Here is a 26657-nt window from a genome sequence, read left to right on the forward strand (position 1 = left end):
TCCTAGCGTCGGGGTCGTGACCGCACTCCTCCCCCTGCTCGCCGGCCTCGGCACCGGCCTGGCCCTCATCGTCGCGATCGGCGTGCAGAACGCGTACCTGCTCCGGCTCGCCGTCAGCGCTCCCGTGCGCGTCGTCGCCGCCGCGGTCGCCGTCTGTGCCGTGTCCGACGCGGTGCTCATCGTCGCCGGGGTCCTCGGTGTCGGGGTGGTCGTCGAACGGTTCCCCGTCGCGCTCGTGGTGGTGCGGTTCGTCGGCGCGGCGTTCCTCGTCGTGTACGGGGTGCTCGCAGCACGACGGGCGCTGCGTCCCACCGGGGAGGCGATGGCCGTCGAGCAGGACGCTGCGGACGACGGGGTGGCGGTCCCGACGGCTGCTGCGCGGACGACGGTCACACGGGTGGGAGCCGCGCACGGGACGGCCGGAGCGGCGGGGCGGGGTGCGGAGGAGCCTCCCGGCCGAGGCTCGAGCCTCGCGAGCCGGACCGCCTCCGCAGCACGCGCCGTCCCGACGCTGGGTGCGGCGGTCGCGACGATGCTCGTCTTCACGTGGGCGAACCCGCACGTGTACCTCGACACGCTCGTGTTCCTCGGCTCGGTGGCGAACCAGCAGGGCGTCGACGACCGCTGGTGGTGGACGGTCGGTGCCGTCGCCGCGAGCTGCCTGTGGTTCGGCGCGCTCGGGTTCGGCGGACGGCTGCTCCGTCCACTGTTCGCGAAGCCCCTCACCTGGCGGGTCTTCGACGGGCTCGTCGCCGTCGTGATGCTGTCGTTCGGCGCCGCGCTCGCCGTCGGTGCGTAGGCGCGGCGGGGGGGGCATGCGGCACCTGGTACGGCGGGCGGCGGCGCGGGCTGCTTCGGCACAACCAGAAGCACCTCGCGCCACGGCGATCCGTGGCGCGAGGTGCGTTCCGTTGTGCATGCGGCGGGGCCGCCGGCGAGGCGGCGTCCGCTACTGCAGGCCCTTGCCCACCCGGCTGTGCCGGCGGCTGTAGCCGAAGTAGATCGCGAACCCGATCGCCAGCCACGCGATGAAGCGCAGCCAGGTCTCGACCTCGAGGTTCAGCATCAGCCAGAAGCACAGCACCGCCGAGAGGATCGGCAGCACCGGCACCCACGGCACCCGGAAGGCCCGGGGCGCGTCCGGACGGGTCTTGCGCAGCACCACGATGCCGATCGACACGAGCACGAAGGCCGACAACGTGCCGATGTTGATCATGCCCTCGAGGCGCTCGACGGCGGTGAACCCGGCGATGAACGCGACGACGACACCGGCGACGACCTGCACCCGCACGGGCGTCTGCGTCTTCGGGTTCGTCTTCGAGAACCAGCGCGGCAGCAGGCCGTCGCGGCTCATCGAGAACACGATGCGGGACAGCCCGAGGAGCAGGACCATGACGACCGTCGTCAGGCCGATCAGCGACCCGATCGCGATGATGCCGGCGGCCCACGGCAGGCCGACGATGTCGAACGCCGAGGCGAGGGACGGTGCCTCCTCGTCGGCGAGGCGCTGGTAGGACACCATGCCGGTGATGACGATGCTGACGCCGATGTAGAGCAGCGTGACGATGCCGAGCCCGATGAAGATGCCTCGGGGCAGGGTCTTCTGCGGGTTCTCGGTCTCCTCGGCGCTCGTCGCGACGACGTCGAAGCCGATGAACGCGAAGAACACCAGCGAGGCCGCGGCGAGCAGACCGAACACGCCGTACTGCGCCGGGGCCTGGCCGGTGACGAACGAGACGAGCGACTGGGTGAGGACGCCGCCCTCGGCACCCTTGGACGGCTCCGCCGGCGGGACGAACGGCGCGAAGTTCGCCGCCTTGACGAAGAACGCCCCGGCGACGATGACGAAGACGACGATCGCGACCTTGATGATCGTGATGACCGCCGAGACGCGCGACGACAGGCGCGTCCCGAAGGCGAGCAGCAGCGTGAAGACGCCGACGATCAGGACGGGCCCCCAGGTGAAGCCGATCGGGCCGAGCTGGATCGTGTCGGGCAGGTCGATGCCGAAGACCCCGAACGCGGTGCTCAGGTAGATGCCCCAGTACTTCGCGATGACGGCGCTCGCGGTCAGGGTCTCGAGGATGAGGTCCCACCCGACGATCCAGGCGAGCAGCTCGCCCATCGTCGCGTAGGTGAAGGTGTACGCGGAGCCGGCGACCGGGATGGTCGAGGCGAACTCGGCGTAGCACATGATCGCGAGGCCGCAGGTGACGGCGGCGAGCAGGAACGAGACGATGACGCTCGGTCCGGCGAAGTTCGCGGCGGCGTTCGCGCCGACCGAGAAGATGCCGGCGCCGACGGCGACCGCGATGCCCATCGCGGCGATGTCGAACGTCTTGAGCGACCGCTTGAGCGAGCGGCCCTTCTCCTCGGAGTCGGCGAGGGAGGCCTCGATCGACTTGATGCGGAGCGGTGTTGCCATGGGGAGGTTCCCGTCATCGGCTGGCGGTGGACCCCGGAAGGGTACTGGTGTACCACCCCGGCTCGCAAACGGTGCCGGCCCGGCGGCACGAGCCGTCCGGACGGGAGGCGCGGCTGGGGTCCGCCCCGCGCGTCACCTGCGCTGCGGTACCGGTCGGGCCCCGCGCGTCGCCTGCGCTGCGGTGCCGGTCAGGCCCCGCGCGTCGCCTGCGCCGTGGTACCGGTCAGGCCCCGCGCGTCGCCTGCGCCGCGGTACCGTCAGGCCCCGCGACGCCAGTCGGCCAGGAAGCGTGCGCCCGCCTCGTCGTGGATGACCCCGTCGGGAGCGGTCAGCACCGGGTACGGCGTCTCCGGGACCCCGTCGGCCGGCCGGACGTCCACGTGCGCGACGTCGTGGCCGTTCGCGTGCAGCCAGTCGGCCATCGCGTAGTCACTCCGCGAGTCTCCGACGGTCCGCCACGTCACCGGGAGCTCCCCGTCCTGCGCGAGCAGCTCGAGGGCACGCTCGGCGCCCATGTCCTTGCCGGACCGGTCGGACTCCACGTCGGTGGAGATGATCGTCGGGTCGACCCGCCACTGCACGGCGCCGTCGGCGTCGGGTCGGACGTCGTCGAGCCGGCGGACACCGAGCCCGCGCCGCTCGAGCGCGGCCATCGCCTTCGCGTCGAACTCGGCCTGGCGGTCGAGGTAGGTGGCGTTCGGCACGTCGACACGCTGCTCGATCGACACCATGGCGTGCTTCGTCTCGTCGAAGAACACCAGGTCGGCGTACTCGTCGCGGACCAGGTCGCGCATCTCGTCGGCGAAGTCCCGCGGGAGGGCGAGGTCCTCGGCGACGACCAGGTCGCTCATCCCGCCCTCGTACTGCGGGCCGATCGAGCACCAGACCGCGCCCTTCTCGCACACCGCGTGGACCCGACCGCCCTCGGTGAGCCCGCCGGCGATCAACGGACCGACGACCTGCTCGCGGATGAACGCGTCGCTGCGGCCCGTGTTGAAGACGATCGGGACCCCCTCGGCGGCGAGCGCGACGAGGTCGGCCACGATCGACGGGATCGCGATCGTGCGGGTCACCGGGCTGGCGATGGGTCCGTCGACGTCGAGCAGCAGGCCGAGGCGGGGAGCAGTCACGACCCCATCCTCTCGCACCCGTGCGGCCTGCCCGTCCGCGACGACCGGGCCGACTGCCGTGCACCCGCCCGCGCGCGACCTCCCGGTGGCCGGAGCGGTCACTCCTCCGTCGGCATGCCGACGAACCGGTCGACCAGGTGGCGGAGCACCCTCGGCTCCGGCACGTGTCCCTGGCCGGGGACGACGAGGTGCCGGGAGCCGGGGACCGCCTCGGCCAGCGCGACCGAGGCCTGACGCATCCACTCGGGGCCGCCGTCGCCCGAGGCCACGAGCACCGGCACCCCGATCGACGCCGCGACCCGCTCGGGGACGGAGAGTCCGTTGAGCACCCGGACGTCGCGCGCGAGCACGTGTGCGTCGGCCAGGAGCGACCGCCAGAGCCCGGGCTTCAGACGAGCGGCGGTGATGTGCGGGATCGGGACGCCGAGCACGCGGGACAGGAACGCCCGGACCGCCTGCGCCCGGCGTCCGGCGGCGACGTGCCCGTCGAGGAAGTCCGCGAACAGGACGTCGTCGCCCTGCGGGTCGACCGTTGCCCGGTAGGGCGGCTCCCAGAGCACCGCGCGCCCGAACGGTACGCCGGCGGCGAGGCCGCGCAGCACCACGCCGGCGCCCACGCACCACCCGATCGCATCGGCGGGACCGTCCACCGAGGCGGTGACCGCCGCCAGGTCGTCGACCTCGCGCTCGACCGACCACGGCGCGGTGTCCCCGCTCGCACCCCGGCCGCGCCGGTCGTACGTGACGACCCGGTAGCGGTCGCGGAGCGCCTCGACGACCCGCTCGACCGCCGGGCTGCCGTGGTGGTCCCAGGCGCCGCCGACCAGCACCAGGGCGGGCCCGGAACCACTCTCGGCGACCGCGATCGGCGTGCCGTCGGCGGACACGACCGTGCGGTCGATGTGCCCGGCAGCGTCGGACGACCGGCCGGGCGATCGTCCGGATGTGCGCCCGTTCGGCTGTCCGGGCGGAGCGTGCTGGTCAGCGGGCATAGGTCCTTCCGAGGTGGGGCGACGGCACTGCGTCGGGTCCTGCGGAGGGACCGTGCGAATCGGTACCCAGAGCATGACAGTCCGGGCCGTGAGCGTCACCACCCACAAGCAGGGGGAGCGCTCCACGTTCCCTGTGCAGGTCGCCCTGTCCGAGCAGACCGCTCGACCGTCTCAGACCAGCGCGGTCACCCCGACCGACTCGCGCTCCAGCAGGGCCCGCTTCACGTCGAGCCCCCACGCGAACCCACCGAGCGTCCCGTCGGAGCGGAGCACGCGGTGACAGGGCACGAAGAGCGCCGGGGCGTTCCGGGCGCAGACGCTCGCGGCCGCGCGGACGGCGTCCGGCCGGCCCATCGCCGCCGCGAGCTCGGTGTACGTCAGGACCGTTCCGCCCGGGATCGCGCGGAGCTGGCGCCACCCCTCCGCGAAGAGGTCCGTCCCGTGCTGGCGGACCGGGACCCGCATCGCCGCCTCGACCTCGCCCGCGTAGAAGGCCTCGACCGCGTCGGCGGACCGCACCCGGCCGTCGGTCAGTCGACGGGGGCGGTGCCGTTCGGCCAACCGCGCGAGCAGCCGTGCGGAGTCGTCGGTCCAGCCCGATGCGAGCACGTGCCCGTCGGCGTCCTCGAGCACCGTGAAGGGGCCGTCGGGGGTGTCGAGCGTCTGCAACGTCGCCGCCGGTCCGGGCGTCGCCGATCCGAGCGTCGCCGGTCGGGTCGTCTTGGAGTCGGCCGTCGTGGGGCCGGTCGTCGTGGGGTCGGTCGTCGTGGGGTCGCTCATCGCTCCTCCTCCTGCTGCTGGTGGGTCGCCGCTGCCGTCTCCGCCGCCGCGCTCGCGCGGTCGACGATCGGACGCCAGCAGTGCATCGTCAGGTAGCTCCGCCACGGCGCCACCTGCTCCGACCGTATGGAGAGCTCGCGGGCGTCACCGGGCAGGCCGAGTTCCTGTGCACCGTTCCGCACGGCGAGGTCGCTGTGCAGGAACACGTCCGGGTGGTGTCGGACCCGGAGGGCGACGTAGTCCGCCGTCCACGGGCCGATGCCCTTGACCGCCAGGAGCCCGGCGCGCAGCTCCGCGAGGGACTGCCCCGCGTCGACGACGAGCGACCCGTCGGCGAGCGCGGCTGCGACGCGCAGGATCGTGTCCACGCGCGCCGCAGGGCCCCGGAGGACCTCGTGCCCGCGGGACGCGATCGTCGCCGCGGTCGGGAACAGCAGACCGTCCTCGGCCAGGCCGTTGTCGACCGGCTCCCCCAGGGCAGTCACGAGCCGGGTCTGCGCGGTGCGGGCGGCGGCCACCGAGACCTGCTGCCCGATCAGGGTGCGGACGACGACCTCGTGCGCGTCCACGGCGCCGGGCAGGCGGATGCCCGGGACCCGCGCCACCGCGGGGGCGAGCACCGGGTCCGCCGCGAGGACCGCGTCGACCGCCTCGGGGTCGGCGTCGAGGTCGAACAGGGCCCGCACCCGCGCCACGAGGGTCGGCAGGTCGGAGAGCGTGGTGAGCCGGACGCGCAGGGCGACCCCGGTGCGCCCCGCGCCCCGGCCGGCCCCGTCGACGGCGGGGGCCGCGGCGGTGAAGCGGGCCGGGGCTCCCGGCAGGCTGACGAGGCGACCGTAGGCGGTCACGCGGCCCGAGGCGGCCCGCTCCACGTGCTCGAGCCCCGGCAGGGCGTGGAGTGCGTGCCAGTCGAGCAGGCCCTGCAGGTCGAACGGTGGGCGTGCCGGGAGGTGCACGTGCAGCCATCCGTCGTCGGCGGTCGGCGCACCGTGGGTGCGACCGTCGGTCCGGCGCGCTCGGAGCTCGGAGGGGGTGAGGGCGAAGACCTCGCGGACGGTGTCGTTGAACTGCCGCACGCTGGTGAAGCCGGACGCGAACGCCACGTCGGCGACCGGCAGGTCCGACGACGTCAGCAGCGTCCGGGCGGTCTGCGCACGGTGCGCCCGGCTGAGCGCCTTCGGTCCGGCGCCGAGCTCCTCGGTCAGGATCCGGCCCAGCTGCCGCTCCGAGTAGCCGACGCGCGCCGCCAGGCCGGGCACGCCCTCGCGTTCGACGACACCGTCGAGGACGAGTCGGACGGCGCGGCCGGCGACGTCCTCGCGGAGGTCCCACTCCGGGCTGCCCGGGGTCGCCTCGGGCAGACAGCGCTTGCAGGCGCGGAAGCCGGCGAGGTGCGCGGCGGCGCTGGTGCGGTAGAAGGTGACGCCCTCGGCGCGCGGGGTGCGGGCCGGGCAGCTCGGGCGGCAGTAGATGCCGGTGGAGTGCACGGCGGTCACGAACTGGCCGTCGAACCGGGCGTCGCGGGAGGCGACCGCCCGGTGACGCTCGGCGTGCAGCGCGTCGGGCTGCAGGTCGGGCTGCCCGTCGAGCCGCGGCTCGGTGCGTGGTGCGGGGATCGTCACGCCGTCAGCCTGGCACGGGCCGCCGACAGCCACTGGCGGGAATCGGACACGACAGTGGGGCGGTCGCTGCCCGTCGTCCGGTGGGGGGCATCGAGACGACGGCGTCGCGTCGAGACGCACTGACCGTGTCGAGACGCCGCGAGATCCGGCGGCGTCTCGCACACACGCCGGCATCCCGGGTCCGCTCCAGCGTCTCGCGCCCGCCTCGATCCCACGCAGCCGGCCGGGAGGCACGACTACCGTGGGCCCCGTGACCTCCGTCGACGACGTGGCCGGCCCCGGCGACCTGCCCTTCCGCACGGACGTCGAGGTCGCGCTGCTGCTCGTCTCCCCACGCCACCGGTACGAGGGGCGCCCGGCGGACGGTGCGCTGCCCGCCGAGGGGCCGGAACTGCGCGACCGGATCGACCTCCGCGCGGGGCTCGGCATCGTGGGGGACCGCTACTTCGCCGCACGGGCGCACGTGCACGCCACCGTGACCGTGATCGGCCTCGAGGGGCTCGACGCCGTCGCCGGTGCGGTGGGCGCGGCGATCGACCCCGCTGCCACGCGGCGGAACGTGTACCTGCGCGGGGCCGACGTCGAGGCGCTCCGGGGTGAGCCGTTCTCGCTCGAGAGCCCCGGTTCCGGCGGTCCGGTCCGCTTCCGCGGGTACCGGCCGGCGAACCCGTGCGCGTGGATGGACCACGAGGTGGCGCCGGGAGCCTTCCGGGCGATGCGGGGACGCGGCGGGGTGCGGTGCGACCCGGAGTCCGACGGCGTGCTCGCCCTCGGTCACGCGTTGCTCCGCACGGCACGCCCGGTCGCGCTCTGACGGGGTGCACGCAGGGTCGTGCGCCGCGCGCTCGCGAACCGCAACGTCGGCGGCGCGACGCAGCGATGTACCGCTGCGGGGAGCCGCCGACGTTGCGTGGTGCGGACGGGGTGGGTCAGGCGGTGAGGGCCTGCTCGATCGCGTCGACGAACGCCGGCAGGTCGTCGGGGTTCCGCGACGTGATCAGGCCGCCGTCGACCTGGACCTCCTGGTCGACCCACTCGGCGCCGGCGTTGCGCACGTCGGTCTGCAGCGAGGGGAACGAGGTGATCGTCTTCCCCTGCAGGACACCGGCCTCGATGAGGGTCCACGGGCCGTGGCAGATCGCGGCGACGGGCTTGCCGGCCTCGGCGAACGCCTTCACGAGGGCGACCGCGTCCGAGTCCTGGCGGATGGTGTCCGCGTTGATGGTGCCACCGGGGACGACGAGTGCGTCGTAGTCGCCCGCGCCGCTGACACTGCCGATGGTGGTGTCGACGGACACCGACTTGCCCGGGTCCTTGTCGCCGACGAGGGTCTCGATCGAACCCGACTCCTGCGCCGCCACCGTGACGTCGGCGCCGCGCTCGCGGAGCTGGTCGGTGGGGACGACGATCTCGTCCTGCTCCACGCCGTAGTTCGTCGCGATGACGAGGATCTTCTTGCCGTCGAGGGCTGCCATGGTCGCTCCTTCCGATGCCGGGGGTCTCCCGGCGTGCTGCCGGGGGTCTCCCGGCGCGACGGCCACGGTCGTCCGGTCGGCCTGGGGACGTTCGCAGTCCGGAGCCGACGTTCAGCCCCGGATGCGGAACCCGTCCGCTTCGCGCACGACCTCGAGCCCGTCGTACCCCGAGATGCGCGGGAGGCCCTCGGTCACCGCTGCCTCGAGCGTCCCGACGACGACGGTCGTCGCGCCGGATGCGACGGCGGCCTCGACACCGGCGGGAGCGTCCTCGAACGCCAGGCACCGTTCGGCCGGCACCCCGAGCAGCGCGGCGCCCCGCAGGTACCCCTCCGGGTGCGGCTTGCTCCGCTCGGCGTCCTCGGACGGCACGAGCGCCTCCGGTACGGGGACGCCCGCGGCGCGCATCCGCTCGACCGCGAGCTCCCGCGGGGCACTCGTGACCAGGGCGACCGGGACACCGGCGTCGAGCAGGCGCTGCACGAAGGCCGCGGCTCCCGGTACCTCGACGATGCCCTCGGTGTACCCGATCTCGGCGGCGATCATCGCGCCGACGATCACGCGCCGCTCGTCCGCGGACAGCTCGGGCAGGAAGCGCTGCACGGTGTCGATCGTCTGGCGACCGTGCGAGAAGCCGAGGATCTCGGCCGGGTCGATGCCGTGCTCCGCTCCGAAGCGGCTCCAGGCGTCCTCGACCACGGCGGTCGAGTCGACGAGCGTCCCGTCCATGTCGAACAGCACCCCGGACACCACGACGTCGATCACGCGTCCGACCCTAGCGCCGCTGGACCACCCGAACAGCGACGAATCCACGCGCTCAGCGACACATCACGCTCACCGACCTCCGTGAGGTGTCGCTCAGCGCGAATCCTGCGCTGGGCAACGAGCCACGCCACGCAGCGCGTACGGGAACGCGCCGGGCGCCGGCCTGCGCCTACCGGTCGCGCACCCACCGCGTCAGCAGCACGCCCCCGTCGCCGAGCAGCACGTGCGCGGGCCGCATCCGCCGCAGCTCCGGCGAAGCCCCCGTCGCGATCCGCGGTCCCTCCCCGCCCTCGAGCGTCGGGTCGACCGTCAGCGTCAGCTCGTCGACCGCATCGCCGGCGACGAGTGCCCCGAGGAACGACGGCCCGCCCTCGCAGTGGATCCGGTCGAGCCCCCGGTCGGCCAGGGCGGCCCGCAGCGCGTCCACGTCGACGGAGTCGTCTCCGCAGACCACCACGTCGGCGACGTCCGCGAGCGCCCGCCCCGACGAGGACGACGCACCGGACCCCGACGTCAGCACGATCGGCCGCACCGGCGCCTCGGTGAAGACCCGCGAGCCGGCGTCCATCGACCCGGAGTTCGTGACGATCGCGAACACCGGGTGGTCGGACATCCCGTGCGCCCGACGCCACGCCACGTCCTCGTCGTGCAGCACCATCGGCCCGTACTCCTCGTCGCGCACCGTGCCGGCAGCGACGAGCACCACGTCGGCGACCCGTCGGAGCAGGTCGAAGATCCGCAGGTCGTCGTCCCCGCCGAGCGAGGCCGTGCGGCCCGACGCGGAGGCCGAGCCGTCCAGCGTCGCGACGAAGTTGACGCGCAGCCAGGGCCCGTCGGGCACGTCCGCGGTGTACAGGTCGAGCAGGTCGTCGTCGGACAGGTCCGCGACGGACGGGGGCAGGACGGTCACGTGTTGTGCCTCGCTTCCACGGGTTCACGCCAGCCGAGGACCGCCTCGACCATGCGCATGGCGTCGACGCTCTCGACGACGTCGTGCATCCGGACGATCCGGGCACCGAGCATCGCGCTGACCGTGGCCGCAGCGAGCGACCCGGGCAGCCGTTCGCCGCGGGGACGCCCGAGCGACTCCCCCACGAAGTCCTTGTTCGACACCGCGGCGAGCACCGGGTACCCGAGCGCGACGACCTCGGGCAGACGACGGGTCAGCTCGAGCGTGTGCACGGTGGTCTTGTTGAGGTCGTGCCCGGGGTCGACGATGATCCGCGACTCGGGGATGCCCGCGGCGAGCGCCCGATCGACCCGCTCGCGCAGGAAGTCGACGACCTCGCGGCCGATGTCCGCGTACCGGGGCGGTTCGGGCAGCTGCTGCCGCGGTGGTGCCGTCGAGTGTGTGATGACGATGGTCGCCTCGGAGTCGGCGACGACGGACGCCATCCGCGGGTCCGACAGGCCGGTGGTGTCGTTGACGACGCTGGCGCCGGCTGCGATCGTCGCGGCCGCGACCTCGGGCCGGAAGGTGTCGACCGAGATCACCACGTCGGACTGCTCGGCGAGCTGGGACACGACGGGCAGCACCCGGTCGATCTCCTCGTCCGCAGGGAGCTCCGGCCCCGGTGCGAACTTCACCCCGCCGATGTCGACCCAGTCGGCACCCTGGTCGGCGGCACGGACGGCCGCCTCGACGGCACGGTCGAGGGCGAAGGTCGCACCCTTGTCGTGGAACGAGTCCGGGGTACGGTTCACGATCGCCATCACCGCGACGCGGTGGTCGAAGTCGAAGGTGCGGCGCCCGATGGTGCGCACCGGGTCGCGCAGGTCGGGCACCACCCAGCCCGGTGCGGAGGACGCGGCCTGGAGGCTCGTGGTCGGCTGCTCGGTCGTCATGCGTCCACCCCGTGGTCGGGCCCGGCACCCGTGGCAGCGCCGGCACCGGCGCCGGCACCGATCAGGGCGATCGCCTCGGCCCGTCCTGCCGCGTCGGCGAGCGTGCCGGTGGCCGCGACGGTCACCGTCGACGAGCCGGACTGCCGCTCGCCGCGGGCGGTCACGCACTGGTGCATCGCGTCGAGCACGACGAGCACGCCGTCGGCGTCGAGGCCCTCGGTGACGGCCGCCGCGACCTGCTCCCCGAGCCGCTCCTGCAGCTGCGGCCGCGAGGCCACGGCGTCGAGCACGCGCGACAGGGTCCCGAGCCCGATGAGCTGCTCCCCGGGGGCGTAGGCCAGGTGCGCGACCCCGATGAAGGGCAGCAGGTGGTGCTCGCACATCGAGCGGAAGCGCACGTCGCGGACGACCACGAGCTGTCCGCGCTCGCCGTCCTCCGAGTGCACCGCGCCGTCGCGGGCGATCGCGGTGGCGTCGACGCCCATGCCGGCGAAGAACTCGGCGTACGAGTCCGCGACGCGGGCGGGGGTCCGTTCGAGCTCGGGACGGTCGGGGTCGTCGCCGACGGCGAGGAGGAGCTCACGCACGGCGGCTTCGACCCGCGCGCGGTCCAGACGTTCGTTCACGCACTCATCCAACACCGTGGGCTGGCCGGAGAACGCGGCCACCTGTCGGACGCACTGTCCCCCGGGTCGGTGACCCGTGCCTCCAGGCCGGTGCCCGCGCAGCGACACGCGGACCGCTCGGACTCCCAGCGTTCTGTAAACTCGTTCGGTGAGCGCCCAGCAGACCGACACCCCGCCCCGGAACCGCTTCGCATCCGGCCTCGACCGCTTCTTCTCGATCACGCAACGCGGGTCGAGCATCCCCCGCGAGATCCGTGGTGGTCTCGTCTCCTTCGTGACGATGGCCTACATCGTCATCCTCAACCCGCTGATCCTCGGTGGGTTCAGCCAGGACCAGGCCCCGCAGGACGTCCTGGGCGGCTGGTTGCAGAACGCGCAGGTCGCCGCCGCGACCGGCCTCGTCGCCGGTGTGATGACGATCGCGATGGGCCTCGTCGCGAACCTGCCCTTCGGCATCGCAGCGGGCCTCGGCATCAACTCGTTCCTCGCCGTGAGCGTCGTGCACCAGGTCACGTGGGCCGAGGCGATGGGGCTCGTCGTCATCAACGGCGTGGTGATCGTCATCCTGGCGCTGACCGGCATCCGGACGATGATCTTCACGGCGGTGCCCGCGCAGCTCAAGGCCGCGATCACCGTCGGCATCGGCCTGTTCATCGCGTTCATCGGTCTGGTCGACTCGGGGTTCGTCCGCACCACGAAGAACGCCTCGCCGCCGTTGCAGCTCGGTGAGGACGGCTCCGTCGCGGCCCTGCCGACCATCGTCTTCCTGATCGGCCTGGTCGTCATCGGGACGCTCATGGCGCGCCGGGTGAAGGGCGCGCTGCTCATCGGCATCGTCGGCACGACGATCGTCGCGATCATCCTGCAGGCGATCTTCAGGGTGCCCACCTCGGTGGACTCGCCGACGGGCTGGAACCTCAACGCCCCCGGCCTGCCGAACGCTCTCTTCGCCCTGCCGGACCTGTCGCTCGTCGGGCACGCCGACGTCTTCGGGGCCTTCACCCGCATCGGCCCGGTCGCCGCGTCGATGCTCGTCTTCACGCTGGTCTTCACGAACTTCTTCGACGCGATGGGCACGATGACCGGTCTCGCGAAGGCCGCCGGCGTCGCGAAGCCCGACGGCACCTTCCCCCGCCTGAAGTCGGCGCTCGTCGTCGAGGGTGCCGGCGCCATCGCCGGCGGTGGCGCCTCGGTGTCGTCGAACACGGTGTTCATCGACTCGGCGTCGGGCATCGGCGAGGGCGCCCGCACCGGCATGGCCTCGGTCGTGACGGGTCTGCTGTTCCTGGCGTCGATGTTCCTCACGCCGCTGACCCAGGTCGTCCCGCTCGAGGTCGCCGCAGCCGGGCTCGTCGTCGTCGGTGCGCTCATGGTGGCGCAGGTGAAGGACATCGAGTGGACCGACTTCGGGGCGGCGCTGCCGGCGTTCCTGACGATCGTCGTGATGCCGCTGACCTACTCGATCGCGAACGGCATCGGCGCGGGCTTCATCAGCTGGGTCCTCATCAAGCTGCTGTCCGGCCGCGGCCGTGAGGTCTCGTGGCTGCTCTACGTCGTCGCCGCGGGCTTCCTGCTGTACTTCGCGCGTGGGCCGCTCGAGGCGCTGCTCGGCGTCGGGTAGCGCTGGGGTCGGCCCCGGCCCGTTCCGGCCCGTTCCGTTCCGGCCCGTTCCGGGCCGTTCCGCGAAAGCGACAGTCCTCGACGAACCGTTCGTCGAGGACTGTCGCTTTCGCGCATCACACGGTCCGTGTGCGCGCGGCCGGGAGGCGCGGCCTCAGTCCCGCAGGTCGGCTGGCTTGGCCTCGTGGCGGCGTCGGCCCGCGGTACGCCGGTCCTCCTTCATGCTCGCCTCGTACAGGTGGCGCTTGCCGCCGACGAGCTGGTCGCGGGCGGTCTGCTCGAGCTCCTTGGCGAGGGCGTAGTAGTTGTCGTCGTAGTCCTCGACGATCTGGAACGTCCAGCGCCCGTCGATGACGTTGCGGCCGACGAGCTCGGTGTCGATCCGCTCGGCCAGTTCGGTGTGCCCGGCCTTCCGGAGCTGCTCGACGGCCTCGCCGAGGTTGAGGTCCGCGGTCCCGGTCAGCCTGTGGAACCCGTAGAGCAGGCCCCGTGCGTGCTCGAGCACCTCGAGGGCGGCCGACAGCGTGCCGAGCGCCTCGACCGTCGCCTCGGACACCCCCTCGGGCACCACGTGTGCGTCGTCCGGTCCCTGTCCGTCGGCTGCTTGGTCGTCGTTGCGCTCGTCCGTCATGCTCCTCGTCTACCGGAGCGTCGCTCGGGTCGCTCCGAGCAAGTGCGGGACCGCCGCGCCGGCCGGACGTGCGGTGGTTCGGCGTGCTCGCACACAACGGGAAGCACGTCGCGCCAGGAGTTCGTGTGGCACGACTTGCTTCCCGTTGTGCGGCGCCGAGACGACCCGCGGCACCGGCGCACACGCGCGTCCCGTCCGGGCTACGGGACCGGGACCGTCGGCGACTCGGCCGGCGCCTCCGCGACGACCGGCCGGCGCTCCATCAACCGCCAGGACCCTCCGAGCAACGGCGACAGCGTCACGACCGTGTACACCGCCGCCACGACCCCGAACGTCGCCGTCACGCCGATGCCGTCCGCAGCGATGCCCCCGAAGAGCCCACCGAGCGGGATGCCCGCCCACGATCCCGCCGACAGGAGCCCGAAGACGCGGGCCCGCATGTGCGACGGGATGCGCTCGAGCTCCACGGCCCCGAGGATCGGGTTGAGCGCACCCGCCGCCAGCCCCGACAGCACGCACGCGCCGAGCACCCACGGCAACCCGAGCCCGAGTGCCGGAACCACGAGCGACGGCCCGCCGGCCAGGACGAAGCACACCACGAACGTGATCCGTCGCGGCACCCGGTGCGCGACGTACCCGAATGCGAGCGATCCGAGGAAGGCCGCTCCACCGAAGGTGCCGCTGACGATCCCGAGCGACTGCGCCCCGTCGAGCAGCTGGTCGGCGTAGAGCGGGAGCAGGGCCGTCGACCGCGCGGCGTCGAGCAGGTTCGTGACGAGCACGAGCGCGATGACGAGCCGGAAGAGCGGGTCCCGCGCGCAGAAACGGAGTCCCGACGCCAGATCGCGCCAGTACCCGGCGGACGGTTCGACGGGCGCTGCGTCCGGTTCCGGGTGCACCGTCGCACCGCGGAGCGTCAGGGCAGCGAGCACGGCCGCCGCCGTGAACACACCGGCGGTCACCGCGAGCGCCGGCAGCGGTCCGACCGCCCCGACGAGCAGGCCGGCCGCGGGCGCCCCGAGCAGCACCGAGAACCGGACCGACGCCTCGAAGTGCCCGACGGCGCGTTCGAGCGGGATGCCCGCAGCCGTCGCGAGCCCGGGCAGGAGCACCCGTCGGCCGGACTCCCCCGGGGTGTCGAACAGGCCGCCGAGGAACACGAGCAGGAGCAGGGCCCAGGACGGCAGCTCGACGGTCCACGCCAGGAGCGGGATCGCGACGAGGGTCGCAGCGCTGACCAGGTCGGACACCACGCTCGACCGGACGAAGCCGAAGCGCTCGACGAGCACGCCGCCGAACGCCCCACCGAGGACGATCGGGACCGTCGCCGCGAACGCCGCGGTGCCGACGTCCGTCGCCGAGCCGCCGCGGGACAGCACGACGAACGGCACGGCGATGGTCGTGGCGACGTTGCCCGTCCGCGACACGACCTGCACCGCGAGCAGCGACCGCAGCCGCCAGTGCGCGTTCACGGGCGCGCCGACCGGTAGCTCTGGACGACCGCGGTCACGCGCTCGGAACCGTCGCCCGGCTCGTGCTCGGCGCTCCGTGCCTCCCACCGGTCGAGGACGCCCTGCAGCTCGCTGCCGAGGGCCTGCAGCTCGCCGACGGTCAGCCGGAGGGCACGGTCACCGCTGTTCGATGCCGCCACCCACTCGCGTCCGAGCGCCGGCACCTGGTCGAGGAACGCCCGGTACTCGTCGGCGTACGCCTGTGCGACGGCGTGGTCGAGCGCGACGCCGGCGACCATCCGTTCCGGGTCGTCGAACCCGTCCGCGAGGTTCCACGACGTGTGCTGCGCGACCGCCCGCCACCAGCGCTCGCGTCGGTCGGTACCGAGCTCCGGCGCGGGCTCGATGAAGCCGGCGTCGGCCAGGCGCTTGCAGTGGTAGCTGATCGTCCCCGGCGCCTCGTCGACCTGGTCGCCGAGCATCGCCGCGGTCTGCGGGCCGCCGGTCCGCAGCAACCCCACGAGCCGCAACCGGGTGGGGTGGGAGAGCGCACGCATCTGCGCCGCGTCGTCGAGTCGCTGCACGTCCATGGCTCGAACATAGGTGCACAAGAGATGTTGTGCAAGACTTCTTGCGCAATGGTTCTTGCGGGTCATCCCGGAGGCTCGCCCGCGCCCGGTGAGCGCGCTACGGTTCCGGCATGACCAGGTGGGTCGCGCTGCTGCGCGGGGTGAACGTCAACGGCATCACGATCCGGAACGCCGACCTCGCGACGCTGTTCCGGGAACTCGGGTGCGCGGACGTGCGGACGGTCCTGGCCTCGGGCAACGTCGTCTTCACCGCACCGGGCGAGGCGTCGGAGGTGCAAGCTGCCGTGGAGCAGGGGCTGCGGGACCGGTTCGGGTACGACGCCTGGATCGTCCTCGTGCCGCACGAACGACTGGCCGCGATCGTCGAGGGCTTCCCGTTCGGGTCCGCACCCGACCGGCACGACTACGCGGTCTTCGGGTCCGACGACACCGCGCTCGACGAGCTGATCGCCGACCTCGACACCGACGACGCCGTCGAGCGGGTGGCACGCGGGGACGGGGTCGTCTACTGGTCCTGCCCGAAGGGGTCGAGCACCGACACCGCCTTCGCGAAGCGGGCCGCCGCCGCACGCTTCAAGCGCACGACGACGACCCGCAACGTGAACACCCTGCGCAAGCTGCTCTGAGCCGCGCGAGGGGCGTCAGGACTGCGCGGGCTGCCCGTTGCTCGCGGTGGTGCCGCCGTCGACCGGCAGCACCGCGCCCGTGATGTACGACGCCGCATCGCTCGCCAGGAACAGCACCGCCGCGGCGACCTCCTCCGAGCGCCCACCACGACCGAGCGAGACCCGCTCGGCGAACTTGTGCTGGAGTTCCTCGTCCTCGGCCTGCTGCTCGGTCATGTCCGTCCAGATGAGCCCCGGCGCGACGGCGTTCACCCGGACGCCGAACTGCCCGTTGTCGAGCGCGGCGGCCTTCGTGAAGTTCGAGACCCCGCCCTTCGCGGCGTTGTACGGGCTCATCCGCCAGTCGGCGTCCATGCCCGACACCGACGACGTGTTCACGACCGAGCCCTTCGTCTCGCGCAGGAACGGCAGCGCGGCCCGCGTGCCGTAGAACACGCTCGACAGGTCGGTCTCGATGACCCGGTGCCACTCGTCGGGCTCGATGTCGGTGATGTCCCCGGAGGTGAACGTGCCGGCGTTGTTCACGAGCACGTCGATGCGGTCCCACCGGTCCACCGCGTCGGACACGATGGTCTCCCACGCCGCCGGGTCGGCCACGTCGGCCTGCAGCGCGACCGCACGACCGGTCGGCAGGCTGTCGGCGACCGCACGGACCTTGTCCTCGACGCTGTCGACGAGCAGCACGTCCGCGCCCTCGTCGACGAACGCCCGCGCGGTGGCCTCGCCGATGCCGGACCCGGCCCCCGTGACGATCGCGACCTTGCCCTCGAACCGCTTGCCCATGTGTGTCTCCTCTCGATGCACTGCTCGTGCCGCAGGAGACGCCGTCGGCCCGGGGGCACGGACGACCACGCTGCCCGTGCCCGGCTGGACGCGCGTGCAGGCGGACCCGCAGGTGGTGTGCGGGTCGGCGGCGCGGAGGCGGCAGCAGGCAGCGGGCAGCAGGCGGGAGCAGGCAGCGGACGGGAGCAGGCAGGAGGCGCGGCGCGGGACGGACCCGCACCGCGCCTCCTGACCGGATCGTCAGGCGGTGGTCTCGTCGACGTCCAGGTCGCGGTCGAGCGAGATCATCGGGATCGACGCGGTGATGACGGAACCGTCCGCCCGCAGGGTGCCCTGGATGTCGCTCGTGGTCGGCGCGTGCCCGGTCATCCGCGGCCCGTGGTGGGCCAGCGGCACGACGGTCGGCGCACCGGCGGTGACGTCCCACTGCTGGTTGTGCACCCACGCGGTGAAGCCGTCGCCGGTCTCCACCGTGAAGGTCATCGCGTCCTCTTCGAGGTCGACCCGGACGCGCGACCCGTGCACCTGGATCCGGTAGGTCAGGCGGTCCCAGTCCTTCGGCAGCCGCGGGTTGAAGGTCATCCGTCCGCCGTGGTCGCGCATGCCGCCGAAGCCGTTCACGAGCGCACCCCAGATGCCGCCGGTCGACGCGATGTGCACGCCGTCGGAGGTGTTGCCGTGCAGGTCGGCGAGGTCGACGTAGAGCGCGGTGAGGAAGTACTGCGCGGCCAGGTCGTGGTAGCCGACCTCGGCCGCCATGATCGACTGGACCACGGCGGACAGGGTCGAGTCACCGGTCGTCAGGGCGTCGTAGTAGTCGAAGTCACGACGCTTCTCGGCCGCCGTGAACTCGTGGCCCTGCAGGAACAGCGCGAGCACGACGTCGGCCTGCTTGAGCACCTGGAACCGGTAGATCACCAGTGGGTGGTAGTGCAGCAGCAGCGGCCGCTTCGACTCAGGAGTGTTCTCGAGGTCCCAGAGCTCCTTGTCGAGGAACTGCGCGTCCTGCGGGTGGATGCCGCGGTGCGGGTCGAACGGGATCTCCATCGACTCGGCGGCGTGCTCCCACTCGGTGACCTCGTCGTCGACGAGCCCGGTGCGCCGGACCATGCGGCCGTACTCCTCCGGGTCGTCGGTGGCGAGCTGCCGGCAGGCGTTGACCGCGAACCAGAGGTTCGCCCGCGCCATGACGTTCGTGTACAGGTTGTCGTCGACGACCGTCGTGTACTCGTCCGGCCCGGTGACACCGTCGATGTGGAACTTCTTGTCGCCGTTCGAGCGCCAGAACCCGAGGTCGGACCACAGGCGGGCGGTCTCGACCAGGATGTCGATCGCGCCGCGCTTCAGGAAGTCCGTGTCGCCGGAGGCCCGCACGTACTGCATGAGCGCATGCGCGATGTCCGCGTCGATGTGGTACTGCGCGGTACCGGCCGCGTAGTACGCCGACGACTCCTCACCGTTGATCGTCCGCCACGGGAAGAGCGCCCCGCGCTGGTTCAGCTCGCGTGCCCGCGACCGAGCGGCGTCGAGCATGTTGTACCGGAAACGGAGGGCGTTCCGCGCGACGATCGGCGCCGTGTACGACAGGAACGGCAGGACGTAGATCTCCATGTCCCAGAAGTAGTGACCGCCGTACCCGGAGCCGGTGACCCCCTTCGCCGCGATGCCGTGCCCGTCGGTGCGGGCGGTGGCCTGGGCGAGCATGAACAGGTTCCACCGGACGGCCTGCTGGATCGCCGGCTGCCCCGGGATCTCGACGTCGCTGCGGGTCCAGTAGTCGTCCATCCACGCGCGCTGCTTGGCGAAGGTCTGCTCGACCGTCTCGGCGCGCGCACGGTCGAGCGTGCGGTCGCACCGGTCGGCGAGCTCGCGCGCCGGCACCCCGCGGGACGTGTGGTAGACCATGTGCTTCACGAGTCGGATCGGCACCCCGGCACGGGCCTGCACCCGGTAGACGTGCTTGGCGAGGTCGTCCTCGATCGACGAGGCCTCGTCCCAGGGGTTCTCGGTCTCCAGGTGGTGCTCGACACCGACGCAGATCGTCATGCCCGAGCTCGCCGCCTGGTACCCGAGCAGCGACCGCCCACCCGTGCTGCGCTTGATCACGGGCTCGAGCACGCGCTCCGTGAACGCCTCGGCCTTGCGGGGGTCGAAGGCGTTCGCCGCGGCGCGCATGCCCGCGTGGTACTCGTCCTGCACGTCCTGCCGGTTGAGGACCTGGCTCGAGAGCAGGATCGACGCGTCGCCGTCGAGCACGGTGACCTCGTAGTCGATGACGGCGAGGTGCCGGTCGGTGAACGACACCAGGCGCCGGGCCCGGATGAGCACCCGCTTGCCGGACGGCGTCGACCACTCGGTCTCGCGGTACAGGTACCCGCCGCGGAACTCGAGTCGTCGGGTGTGCCGGAGGATGTCGGCCTCGGCCAGCACGAGCGGCTCGTCGTCGACGTAGAGCCGGATGACCTTGGCGTCGGGCGCGTTGATGATCGTCTGCCCGGTCTTGGCGAAGCCGAAGGCGTCCTCGGCGTGCCGGATCGGCCAGGTCTCGTGGAAGCCGTTGACGTACGTGCCGTACTGCACGCCGCCGCGGCCCTCGTCGAGGTTGCCGCGCAGGCCGAGGTAGCCGTTGCCGACCGCGAAGTTGGTCTCGGCGACGCCCTGCTCGTCGGGCGCGTACTCGGTCTCGACGAGCGCCCACTCGTCGACCGGGTAGCGGACGCGGTCGAGGGGATCCGAGGTGATGGGGTTCATGGCGTGTGCTCCGTGGGAGGGAGGAGTCGTGGGGTGGTCGGGACGGTCGGGCCACGCCGTCGGGGCCGTTCCGGGTGGGAGGGGACGCTAGTGGGTGCGGGGTGCCGGGAGCTGGTCGACCAGTTCGGCGAGGTCCTGGACGACGACGTCGGCGCCGTGCTCGCGCAGTGCGTCGGCGCCGGCACCGCGGTCGACGCCGACGACGAGCCCGAAGGCGCCGTTCCGACCGGCCTCGACCCCGCTGGTGGCGTCCTCGACGACGACGCACTCGGCAGGGGCGAGCCCGAAGCGCCCGGCGGCGTCGAGGTAGGTGTCCGGTGCGGGCTTGCCGGCCAGGCCGTCCTGGCGCGCGACGAGCCCGTCGACGACGACCGGGAAGTGGTCGAGGATGCCCGCCGTGCGCAGCACCTGCGGCGCGTTCGCCGAGCTCGACACCACGGCGACCTGCATGCCGGAGGCGATCGCGGCGACGAGGAACCGGAGCGACCCCGGGTACGGCTCGACGCCGTGCTCGGTCAGCTCGGCCGTGAACTCGGCGTTCTTCCGGTTGCCGAGCGCGCACACGGTGTCGCTCCCCGGGGCGTCGTCCGGCGACCCCTGCGGGAGATCGATGCCCCGCGACGCGAGCAGCGACCGCACGCCGTCGTAGCGCGGCTTGCCGTCGATGTGGTCGAAGTAGTCCTGCTCGCTGTAGGGCGCGACGCCACGGTCCGCCAGGAAGGGCCTGAACAGGCGGCTCCAGGCACGCATGTGCACGTCGGCGGTGGGGGTCAGCACGCCGTCCAGGTCGAACAGGAGTGCCCGCGTGTCGGCGAGTCGTGCGGGCGTGCGCCGGTCCGGCATCGTCATCGGGGTTCCTCTGGTCTCGGTGGCGGTCCGCCCGCGACCGAGGGTCTCGGCGGGCGGTTCGGCTCCGACCGAGTCTAGGACCGCGCCAGCCCGGGCGTTCAGGCTCGCGGGGAACCTGTGGAGGACCGTCCACCCGGACGTCGACCGCGCCGAACGGACCTTCCGAGACGACCCGGACCGTTCCCCGTCGAGGTTGGGAACGACGGAAGGCACCACCATGACCAGCGACACCAGCGCTCCCCCGCAGAACGGCGCGGGCTCCAAGCTCAAGCAAGCGATCACCGGCCCGCTCCTGTTCCTCTTCATCCTCGGCGACGTGCTCGGCGCCGGCATCTACGCCCTGATGGGCACCCTGTCGAAGGACGTCGGCGGGGCGCTCTGGGCACCGCTGGTCCTCGCGCTGCTCCTGGCCCTGCTGACCGCGGGCTCCTACGCCGAGCTCGTCACGAAGTACCCGAAGGCCGGCGGCGCCGCGGTGTTCGCCGAACGGGCCTACAGGACGCCGATCGTGTCGTTCCTCGTGGGCTTCAGCATGCTCGCCGCCGGGGTCACGAGCGCCGCCGGCCTGTCCCTGGCGTTCGCCGGTGACTACCTCGGCACGTTCGTCGACCTGCCGCCCGTGCCGACCGCGATCGTCTTCCTCGCACTCATCGCCTGCCTGAACGCCCGCGGCATCTCGGACTCGCTGAAGAGCAACGTCGTGATGACGATCATCGAGGTCTCCGGCCTGGTCATCGTCATCGTCGTGGTCGCGGTCATGCTCGGCGGCGGAGGCGGCGACGTCTCGCGCATCGGCGCCTTCCCCGCCGAGGCGAACCCCGCGCTCGCGACCCTGAGCGCCGCGATCGTCGCCTACTACTCGTTCGTCGGCTTCGAGACCTCGGCGAACATCGCGGAGGAGGTCCGCGAGCCCCGCCGCGTCTACCCCCGCGCACTCTTCGGCGCCCTGGCCACCGCCGGCGTCGTCTACGTGCTCGTCGCACTCGCGAGCTCGATCGCCCTGCCCGCGTCCGAGCTGTCGGCGTCGAGCGGTCCACTGCTGGCCGTCGTGTCGGCCACCGGCGTGCCGATCCCCGACTGGGTGTTCAGCATCATCGCCCTGGTCGCCGTCGCGAACGGCGCGCTCCTCACCATGATCATGTCGAGCCGGGTCACCTACGGCATGGCCGAGCAGCGCCTCCTGCCCGCCGTGCTCGCGAAGGTCCTGCCGAACCGGAAGACCCCGTGGGTCGCCATCGTCGCCACGACGGTCGTCGCGATGGCCCTCACCCTGGTCGGCGACGTCGGCACGCTCGCCGAGACTGTCGTGCTCCTGCTGCTGTTCGTGTTCATCAGCACGAACATCGCGGTGCTGGTGCTGCGGAAGGACCGGGTCGAGCACGACCACTTCCGCGTGTGGACGTGGGTGCCCGTGCTCGGGGTGGCGTCCTGCATCCTGCTGCTCACCCAGCAGAGCGGGCAGGTCTGGCTGTACGCCGCGATGCTGCTGGCCGTTGGCGTGGTGCTGTACTTCATCGCCCGTGCGACGGGCCGCCGGACCGGACGCGACCACGAGGCGGGCCGCATCCACTGACGGGCGCGGACCACGAGACGGACGGGAGGCTCGGTGCCGGCTGGCACCGAGCCTCCCGTCCGTCGTCCACTCGCGTCAGCGCAGGGTGCGCACCCAGTCCTCGACGGCCGCGCTGATCTGCGCCCGCGCGTCCGCACGCGAGATCGTCGCGGTGCGGTCACCCGGCTGGTCGCCGTAGGCGCCGAAGTCGGCGTGGTTCGCCCCCTCGATCTCGACCAGGGTCGCCGTGGTCGGCAGGAGGTGCCGGGCGGCGACGACCTTCTCCGGTGTGGAGAGCCCGTCGCGTGAGCCGGAGACGCTGAGGACGTCGATGGAGGAGCGGGCGACGTCGTTCGCGCAGTAGCTGCCGAGCAGCAGCAGCCCGTCGGCGTCCTGTGCGAGCTGGCACGCCCGGACCCCGCCCAGCGAGTGCCCGCCGACGGCCCAGGTGCGGACGCTCGGGGCGTGCGCCTCGAAGGTCGAGAGCGGCCGGGTGTCGAAGAACGCCAGGTTGAGCGTCGGCTTCGTGATGACGACGGTGGTGCCCGAGGCGACGACCTGCCGGAAGGTCGCCATGTACGCGTACGGGTCGACCTTCGCGCCCGGGATGAAGACGATGCCCGTCCCGTCCCCGGAGCCGGTCGGGGTCATCACGACGCTGTCCCCGGCGTCACGCACGGCGACGCGGTCGTCGCGCCAGACCCGCAGCGCGGCGCTCCGGGTGCCCTGCATGACGATGTTCGCGTACACGAGGAACACCACCGCGAGCACCACGACGACGGTGACGACCCATGCGGTCCAGCGGAGTGCTCGGTTCACGGACGGTCCTCCTCGTCGGGTCGGTCCTCCTCCGGCCGACGGGCCGTCACGGTCAGCCAGCGCTCCTCGGCGCCGGGGCGGGTGGTCTCACGCACGCGGACGGCAGCCCACCCGGCGCGCGTGACGGCGGCAGCGAGCGCGTCCTCGTCCCAGTAGGTGAACCAACGCGGGTCGGCGAGCTTGCGGTCGCTCCAGCCGTCGCCATCACCCCGCTTCACCGTCGCCGCGAGGACCCCGCCCGGGCGGACCGCTCGGCGCGCACGCTCGAGCACGGCGCCGGTGTCCGACCGTGGGACGTGCAGCAGGACGGCGTTCGCGAATACGGCGTCGTACGGGCCGCCCCAGCCGTCGCGGCGGACGTCGAGCACGCGGGTCTGGTGGCCGGCGTCGCGGAGGCGGTCGACGAACGCGGCGCTGCCGTCGGTGCGGTCGACACGCAGCCCCGCAGCCTCGAGGGCATCAGCGTCACGCCCGGGGCCGGAGCCGAGTTCCAGCACGTGGGCGTGGACAGGTACGAGGGCGAGCAGGTCGTCGACGAGCCCCGCTCGGTGGTCGTCGGTCCGCTCCGCGTAGCGGTCGGCGCCGCGCTCGTAGGCGAGGAGCGTGCGCTCGGCGGTGAGCTCGCGGCGCATGACCGTCTCGTGCCGACCGTCCGGGACCCTGTCGCCGAGGGTGTCCACAGAGGTGAAGCCGATGCGCTCGTACGCCCGACGGGCCCGGTCGTTGTCGGGCATCACGGACAGCTCGAGGTGCTCGACGCCCTGCGCGGCGAGCACCAGCGCGATCGCGTCGACCAGGAGCGCGACCGTTCCTCGGCCACGAGCGGCCGGCGCGACCCACATCGAGATCAGCTCGGCGAGCGCGGGGTCGTCCGGGTCCGGGACCCCGCTCGCCATCCCCACGACGTCGTCGTCCTCGACCGCGAGCAGGTCGACCGCTCCCGGCAGCGACAGGCGTGTGCGCCACCGGTGCTCCGGGGCGTCCTGCCAGTCCTCGAGGCGGGAACCGAACGCCTGTGGGGCGTCCGCGAGGGCGGCGAGGCGGACCGAGCGCCAGACGGCCCAGTCCTCCGCGGTCACCCGGCGCAGCTCGATGGTCACGGATCGACGGTACCGCCCGCGTTCATCCGGTGGACGCGGGCGGAACCGTCGGTCTCCGTGGTCAGGATGCGGGCGTGAGGTCGTACATCGTCACGCCGTCCACCGTCGTCGCCTCGTAGTGGGCGGCGACCCACTCGGCGATCTGCTCGGCGGCGTCGCTCCCGGTGCTACTGCCCGCGCCCGACTGCGATGCGCCGCCGATGAACCAGTGCACCTTCCCGGCCGCGACGAGTGCCCGGAACTCGGCCAGGGTCGGGGCCGGGTCGGTGCCGTTGTAGCCGCCGATCGCCATCACGGGGTCACCCGTGGCGAGCTGGTACGTGGCGGCGCTGTTCGACCCGACGGTCGCGGCGGCCCAGGTGTACTCGTCGGCGTCTGCGGAGAGCGCGGCGACGACCTCGTCGGACACCTCGGTCGAGCCACCGAGCAGGTTCGTGCCGCCGCCAGGGGTGTTCCCACCGCCGTCGGTCGTGCCGCCCGCGGCCCCCGGGCCGGCAGCGCCTTGACCCGTCGTGTTCTGGCCGGTCGTGTTCTGGCCGGATGCGTTCTGGCCGCCCGGTGCTCCACCGGGTGCACCCTGGCCGCCGGGCGCTGCCTGGCCACCGGGCGCACCCTGGCCGCCGGCACCGCCCTGGCCGCCGGGGCCACCCTGGCCACCGGGCATGCCGCCGCGACCGCCGCCGAACCCGCTCGTCGTGACGCTCGGCCCGGCCGACGGGAGCGCGCCCGTGTGCCCGACCGTGGTGGTCTGCACCGAGAACGCCGTCGGCCCGAGCAGCGCCGCGACGAGCACCGTCGCGACGGTCGCTCCGGCGAGTCCACGCCCCCGAGGGCGCAGCACGACGAGCGCCGCCCCCACCACGGTCGCAGCGAGCACGACCCAGCGGATCCACGGCTGCCACGACGACGCCTGGGAGAGCAGGACGAACGACCAGGCGCCGGAGACTGCCACGACCGCCGCAGCGACGATGCGCCACGCGAGCACCGCTCGTCGCTGCCACAGGAGCCCGGCGCCGATGCCGACGAGGCCTGCGATGTACGGCGCGAGTGCGATCGTGTAGTACGGGTGGAAGATCCCGCCCATGAAGCTGAAGACCAGCCCGGTGACGAGCAACGAGCCACCGAGCACCAGGACGGTCGCCAGGCGCGGGTCACGGCGCCGGCGGACCCCGACCGCGACGAGGGACACGACGAGCAGCACGAGCGCGGTCGGCAGCAGCCAGGTCACCTGCGTGCCGAACTCCGAGCCGAACAGGCGGGTCAGACCGGTCGAGCCCCACGACCCCGCTCCGGTCGTCCCGCCCGGCACGACGCTCCCGGTCTCGTCGCCCGTGACCCGACCGAGGCCGTTGTAGCCGAAGGTGAGCTCGAGGAAGCTGTTCGTCTGCGAGCCGCCGACGTACGGGCGCGCCGAGGCCGGCACGAGCTCGACGATCGCGACCCACCACCCGGCGGAGACCACCACGGCGAGCGCCGCCGCGAGCAGGTGCCCGATCCGCCGCAGCACCGGGCGGGGCGACGCGACGAGGGTGACCCCGACCAGGGGCGGCAGCACGAGGAACGCCTGCAACTGCTTCGTCAGGAACCCGAGGCCGACGAGCACCCCGGCCCAGACCACCCACCGCATCCGCCCGGACTCGATGCCGCGCAGCGTCAGGGCGATCGCCCCGACGGTGAGCAGCACGAGCAGGGCGTCCGGGTTGTCGTAGCGGAACATCAGGGTCGCGACCGGGGTCGTCGCGAGCACGGCACCCGCGGTCAGTGCTGCGCCGGCCGAGAAGCGGCGCCGGACGATCCGGTACAGGACCGCCACCGACGCGACGCCCATGAGCGCCTGCGGCACGAGGATCGACCACGAGTTCAGCCCGAACAGCCGGACGGAGATGCCGATCACCCAGAGGAACGCCGGCGGTTTGTCGACCGTGATCGCGTTCGCGGCGTCGGAGGAGCCGTAGAAGAACGCCTCCCAGCTCTGGCTCCCCGCCTGCACGGCCGCGGAGTAGAACGCGTTCGCCCAGCCGTTCACGCCGAGGTTCGCGACGTAGAGCACGCCGGTGACCAGCAGCAGCCCGAGGAACGCCGGGCGCTCCCACCGCGCGGCGTCGGCGCGACCGCGGACCAGCCCCGCCAGCCGCTCGCGGAGTGCCGGTCGGTCGCGGGTCGGTGGTGGCAGGAGGCGCGGGCGCTCGGCGGGGATCGTCTCGGTCATGCTCCCGAGCGTGCGA

General features: G+C 72.9%; 24 protein-coding genes. 5 read left to right on the forward strand and 19 right to left on the reverse strand.

Annotated features, from left to right (window positions below):
- Positions 1-16: 16 nt before the first annotated feature.
- Complete coding sequence (locus LCG91_RS15370; RefSeq protein WP_224441915.1) at positions 17-799, forward strand: LysE/ArgO family amino acid transporter; 783 nt, start codon at positions 17-19, stop codon at positions 797-799.
- Between the two features lie 150 nt (positions 800-949).
- Here the strand turns inward: LCG91_RS15370 and LCG91_RS15375 are convergent, their stop codons facing one another.
- From LCG91_RS15375 to LCG91_RS15395, 5 genes are all read right to left on the reverse strand, one after another.
- Positions 950-2425, reverse strand: a complete 1476-nt coding sequence (locus LCG91_RS15375) for an APC family permease (protein WP_224441916.1) — start codon at positions 2423-2425, stop codon at positions 950-952.
- A 257-nt stretch (positions 2426-2682) separates the two neighbouring features.
- Positions 2683-3555, reverse strand: a complete 873-nt coding sequence (locus tag LCG91_RS15380; protein WP_224441917.1) for a hypothetical protein — start codon at positions 3553-3555, stop codon at positions 2683-2685.
- Positions 3556-3653: 98 nt separating this feature from the next.
- Positions 3654-4442, reverse strand: a complete 789-nt coding sequence (locus LCG91_RS15385; protein WP_224441918.1) for an alpha/beta fold hydrolase — start codon at positions 4440-4442, stop codon at positions 3654-3656.
- Positions 4443-4718: 276 nt separating this feature from the next.
- The gene (locus LCG91_RS15390) at positions 4719-5327 is read right to left on the reverse strand and encodes a methylated-DNA--[protein]-cysteine S-methyltransferase (protein WP_224441919.1); all 609 of its coding nucleotides are present in this window, start codon (positions 5325-5327) and stop codon (positions 4719-4721) included.
- Positions 5324-6898, reverse strand: coding sequence for a DNA-3-methyladenine glycosylase 2 family protein (locus tag LCG91_RS15395; protein WP_224443167.1), 1575 nt, complete (start codon positions 6896-6898; stop codon positions 5324-5326). Before LCG91_RS15395 ends, LCG91_RS15390 begins: the two co-directional genes overlap by 4 nt.
- 301 nt (positions 6899-7199) lie before the next feature.
- On the opposite strand from LCG91_RS15395, the gene LCG91_RS15400 reads away from it, so the two are divergent.
- Positions 7200-7763 (forward strand): molybdenum cofactor biosysynthesis protein, encoded by a 564-nt coding sequence (locus LCG91_RS15400; protein ID WP_224441920.1) that lies wholly within the window; start codon positions 7200-7202, stop codon positions 7761-7763.
- Positions 7764-7878: 115 nt separating this feature from the next.
- Here the strand turns inward: LCG91_RS15400 and LCG91_RS15405 are convergent, their stop codons facing one another.
- From LCG91_RS15405 to folE, 5 genes are all read right to left on the reverse strand, one after another.
- Entirely contained in the window at positions 7879-8424 is a 546-nt protein-coding gene (locus tag LCG91_RS15405) for a type 1 glutamine amidotransferase domain-containing protein (protein WP_058750492.1), read from the reverse strand.
- A gap of 111 nt (positions 8425-8535) precedes the next feature.
- The gene (locus tag LCG91_RS15410; protein ID WP_224441921.1) at positions 8536-9189 is read right to left on the reverse strand and encodes an HAD-IA family hydrolase; all 654 of its coding nucleotides are present in this window, start codon (positions 9187-9189) and stop codon (positions 8536-8538) included.
- A gap of 169 nt (positions 9190-9358) precedes the next feature.
- Positions 9359-10099 carry a pyrimidine reductase family protein gene (locus tag LCG91_RS15415; protein WP_224441922.1) on the reverse strand — a complete coding sequence of 247 codons (741 nt, stop codon included), beginning with the start codon at positions 10097-10099 and terminating at the stop codon, positions 9359-9361.
- Entirely contained in the window at positions 10096-11034 is a 939-nt protein-coding gene (gene folP / locus LCG91_RS15420; protein WP_224441923.1) for a dihydropteroate synthase, read from the reverse strand. Before folP ends, LCG91_RS15415 begins: the two co-directional genes overlap by 4 nt.
- Positions 11031-11660, reverse strand: coding sequence for a GTP cyclohydrolase I (gene folE, locus LCG91_RS15425; RefSeq protein WP_224441924.1), 630 nt, complete (start codon positions 11658-11660; stop codon positions 11031-11033). The genes folP and folE overlap by 4 nt, the downstream gene beginning before the upstream one ends.
- Before the next feature lie 148 nt (positions 11661-11808).
- On the opposite strand from folE, the gene LCG91_RS15430 reads away from it, so the two are divergent.
- The gene (locus LCG91_RS15430; RefSeq protein ID WP_224441925.1) at positions 11809-13281 is read left to right on the forward strand and encodes an NCS2 family permease; all 1473 of its coding nucleotides are present in this window, start codon (positions 11809-11811) and stop codon (positions 13279-13281) included.
- Positions 13282-13434: 153 nt separating this feature from the next.
- Here the strand turns inward: LCG91_RS15430 and LCG91_RS15435 are convergent, their stop codons facing one another.
- From LCG91_RS15435 to LCG91_RS15445, 3 genes are all read right to left on the reverse strand, one after another.
- On the reverse strand, positions 13435-13911 hold the full coding sequence (locus LCG91_RS15435; protein ID WP_058729660.1) for a hypothetical protein: 477 nt from the start codon (positions 13909-13911) through the stop codon (positions 13435-13437).
- 200 nt (positions 13912-14111) lie between these two features.
- Complete coding sequence (locus tag LCG91_RS15440; RefSeq protein ID WP_224441926.1) at positions 14112-15383, reverse strand: MFS transporter; 1272 nt, start codon at positions 15381-15383, stop codon at positions 14112-14114.
- On the reverse strand, positions 15380-15952 hold the full coding sequence (locus LCG91_RS15445) for an ArsR/SmtB family transcription factor (RefSeq protein WP_224441927.1): 573 nt from the start codon (positions 15950-15952) through the stop codon (positions 15380-15382). The genes LCG91_RS15440 and LCG91_RS15445 overlap by 4 nt, the downstream gene beginning before the upstream one ends.
- A gap of 110 nt (positions 15953-16062) precedes the next feature.
- Between LCG91_RS15445 and LCG91_RS15450 the strand changes: the two genes are divergently transcribed.
- Positions 16063-16578 carry a DUF1697 domain-containing protein gene (locus LCG91_RS15450; RefSeq protein WP_224441928.1) on the forward strand — a complete coding sequence of 172 codons (516 nt, stop codon included), beginning with the start codon at positions 16063-16065 and terminating at the stop codon, positions 16576-16578.
- A gap of 15 nt (positions 16579-16593) precedes the next feature.
- On the opposite strand, the gene LCG91_RS15455 is transcribed toward LCG91_RS15450, so the two are convergent.
- From LCG91_RS15455 to LCG91_RS15465, 3 genes are all read right to left on the reverse strand, one after another.
- Positions 16594-17361, reverse strand: coding sequence for an SDR family NAD(P)-dependent oxidoreductase (locus LCG91_RS15455; protein WP_058729664.1), 768 nt, complete (start codon positions 17359-17361; stop codon positions 16594-16596).
- A gap of 240 nt (positions 17362-17601) precedes the next feature.
- On the reverse strand, positions 17602-20112 hold the full coding sequence (locus tag LCG91_RS15460; RefSeq protein ID WP_058749417.1) for a glycoside hydrolase family 65 protein: 2511 nt from the start codon (positions 20110-20112) through the stop codon (positions 17602-17604).
- 87 nt (positions 20113-20199) lie between these two features.
- Entirely contained in the window at positions 20200-20961 is a 762-nt protein-coding gene (locus LCG91_RS15465) for an HAD family hydrolase (protein WP_224441929.1), read from the reverse strand.
- 217 nt (positions 20962-21178) lie between these two features.
- Here LCG91_RS15465 and LCG91_RS15470 point away from each other — a divergent pair, with 217 nt between their 5' ends.
- Positions 21179-22534 (forward strand): APC family permease, encoded by a 1356-nt coding sequence (locus tag LCG91_RS15470; RefSeq protein ID WP_224441930.1) that lies wholly within the window; start codon positions 21179-21181, stop codon positions 22532-22534.
- Between the two features lie 75 nt (positions 22535-22609).
- Here LCG91_RS15470 and LCG91_RS15475 read toward each other — a convergent pair whose 3' ends face one another.
- From LCG91_RS15475 to LCG91_RS15485, 3 genes are all read right to left on the reverse strand, one after another.
- Positions 22610-23332 carry an alpha/beta hydrolase gene (locus LCG91_RS15475; RefSeq protein WP_224441931.1) on the reverse strand — a complete coding sequence of 241 codons (723 nt, stop codon included), beginning with the start codon at positions 23330-23332 and terminating at the stop codon, positions 22610-22612.
- Complete coding sequence (locus LCG91_RS15480) at positions 23329-24432, reverse strand: bifunctional GNAT family N-acetyltransferase/class I SAM-dependent methyltransferase (RefSeq protein ID WP_224441932.1); 1104 nt, start codon at positions 24430-24432, stop codon at positions 23329-23331. Before LCG91_RS15480 ends, LCG91_RS15475 begins: the two co-directional genes overlap by 4 nt.
- Before the next feature lie 61 nt (positions 24433-24493).
- Entirely contained in the window at positions 24494-26641 is a 2148-nt protein-coding gene (locus tag LCG91_RS15485; protein WP_224441933.1) for a glycosyltransferase family 39 protein, read from the reverse strand.
- Positions 26642-26657 lie beyond the last annotated feature (16 nt).

The organism is Curtobacterium sp. TXMA1 (assembly GCF_020162095.1).
Classification (GTDB): Bacteria; Actinomycetota; Actinomycetes; order Actinomycetales; family Microbacteriaceae; genus Curtobacterium.

Bases quoted from the DNA above. Each gene is read 5' to 3' on its own strand.
- LCG91_RS15450 (WP_224441928.1), top strand. From the start codon at position 16,063: ATGACCAGGTGGGTCGCGCTGCTGCGCGGGGTGAACGTCAACGGCATC.
- LCG91_RS15445 (WP_224441927.1), bottom strand. From the start codon at position 15,952: ATGGACGTGCAGCGACTCGACGACGCGGCGCAGATGCGTGCGCTCTCC.
- LCG91_RS15465 (WP_224441929.1), bottom strand. From the start codon at position 20,961: ATGACGATGCCGGACCGGCGCACGCCCGCACGACTCGCCGACACGCGG.
- LCG91_RS15455 (WP_058729664.1), bottom strand. From the start codon at position 17,361: ATGGGCAAGCGGTTCGAGGGCAAGGTCGCGATCGTCACGGGGGCCGGG.
- LCG91_RS15375 (WP_224441916.1), bottom strand. From the start codon at position 2,425: ATGGCAACACCGCTCCGCATCAAGTCGATCGAGGCCTCCCTCGCCGAC.
- LCG91_RS15390 (WP_224441919.1), bottom strand. From the start codon at position 5,327: ATGAGCGACCCCACGACGACCGACCCCACGACGACCGGCCCCACGACG.
- LCG91_RS15460 (WP_058749417.1), bottom strand. From the start codon at position 20,112: ATGAACCCCATCACCTCGGATCCCCTCGACCGCGTCCGCTACCCGGTC.
- LCG91_RS15485 (WP_224441933.1), bottom strand. From the start codon at position 26,641: ATGACCGAGACGATCCCCGCCGAGCGCCCGCGCCTCCTGCCACCACCG.
- LCG91_RS15470 (WP_224441930.1), top strand. From the start codon at position 21,179: ATGACCAGCGACACCAGCGCTCCCCCGCAGAACGGCGCGGGCTCCAAG.
- LCG91_RS15435 (WP_058729660.1), bottom strand. From the start codon at position 13,911: ATGACGGACGAGCGCAACGACGACCAAGCAGCCGACGGACAGGGACCG.
- folP (WP_224441923.1), bottom strand. From the start codon at position 11,034: ATGACGACCGAGCAGCCGACCACGAGCCTCCAGGCCGCGTCCTCCGCA.
- LCG91_RS15405 (WP_058750492.1), bottom strand. From the start codon at position 8,424: ATGGCAGCCCTCGACGGCAAGAAGATCCTCGTCATCGCGACGAACTAC.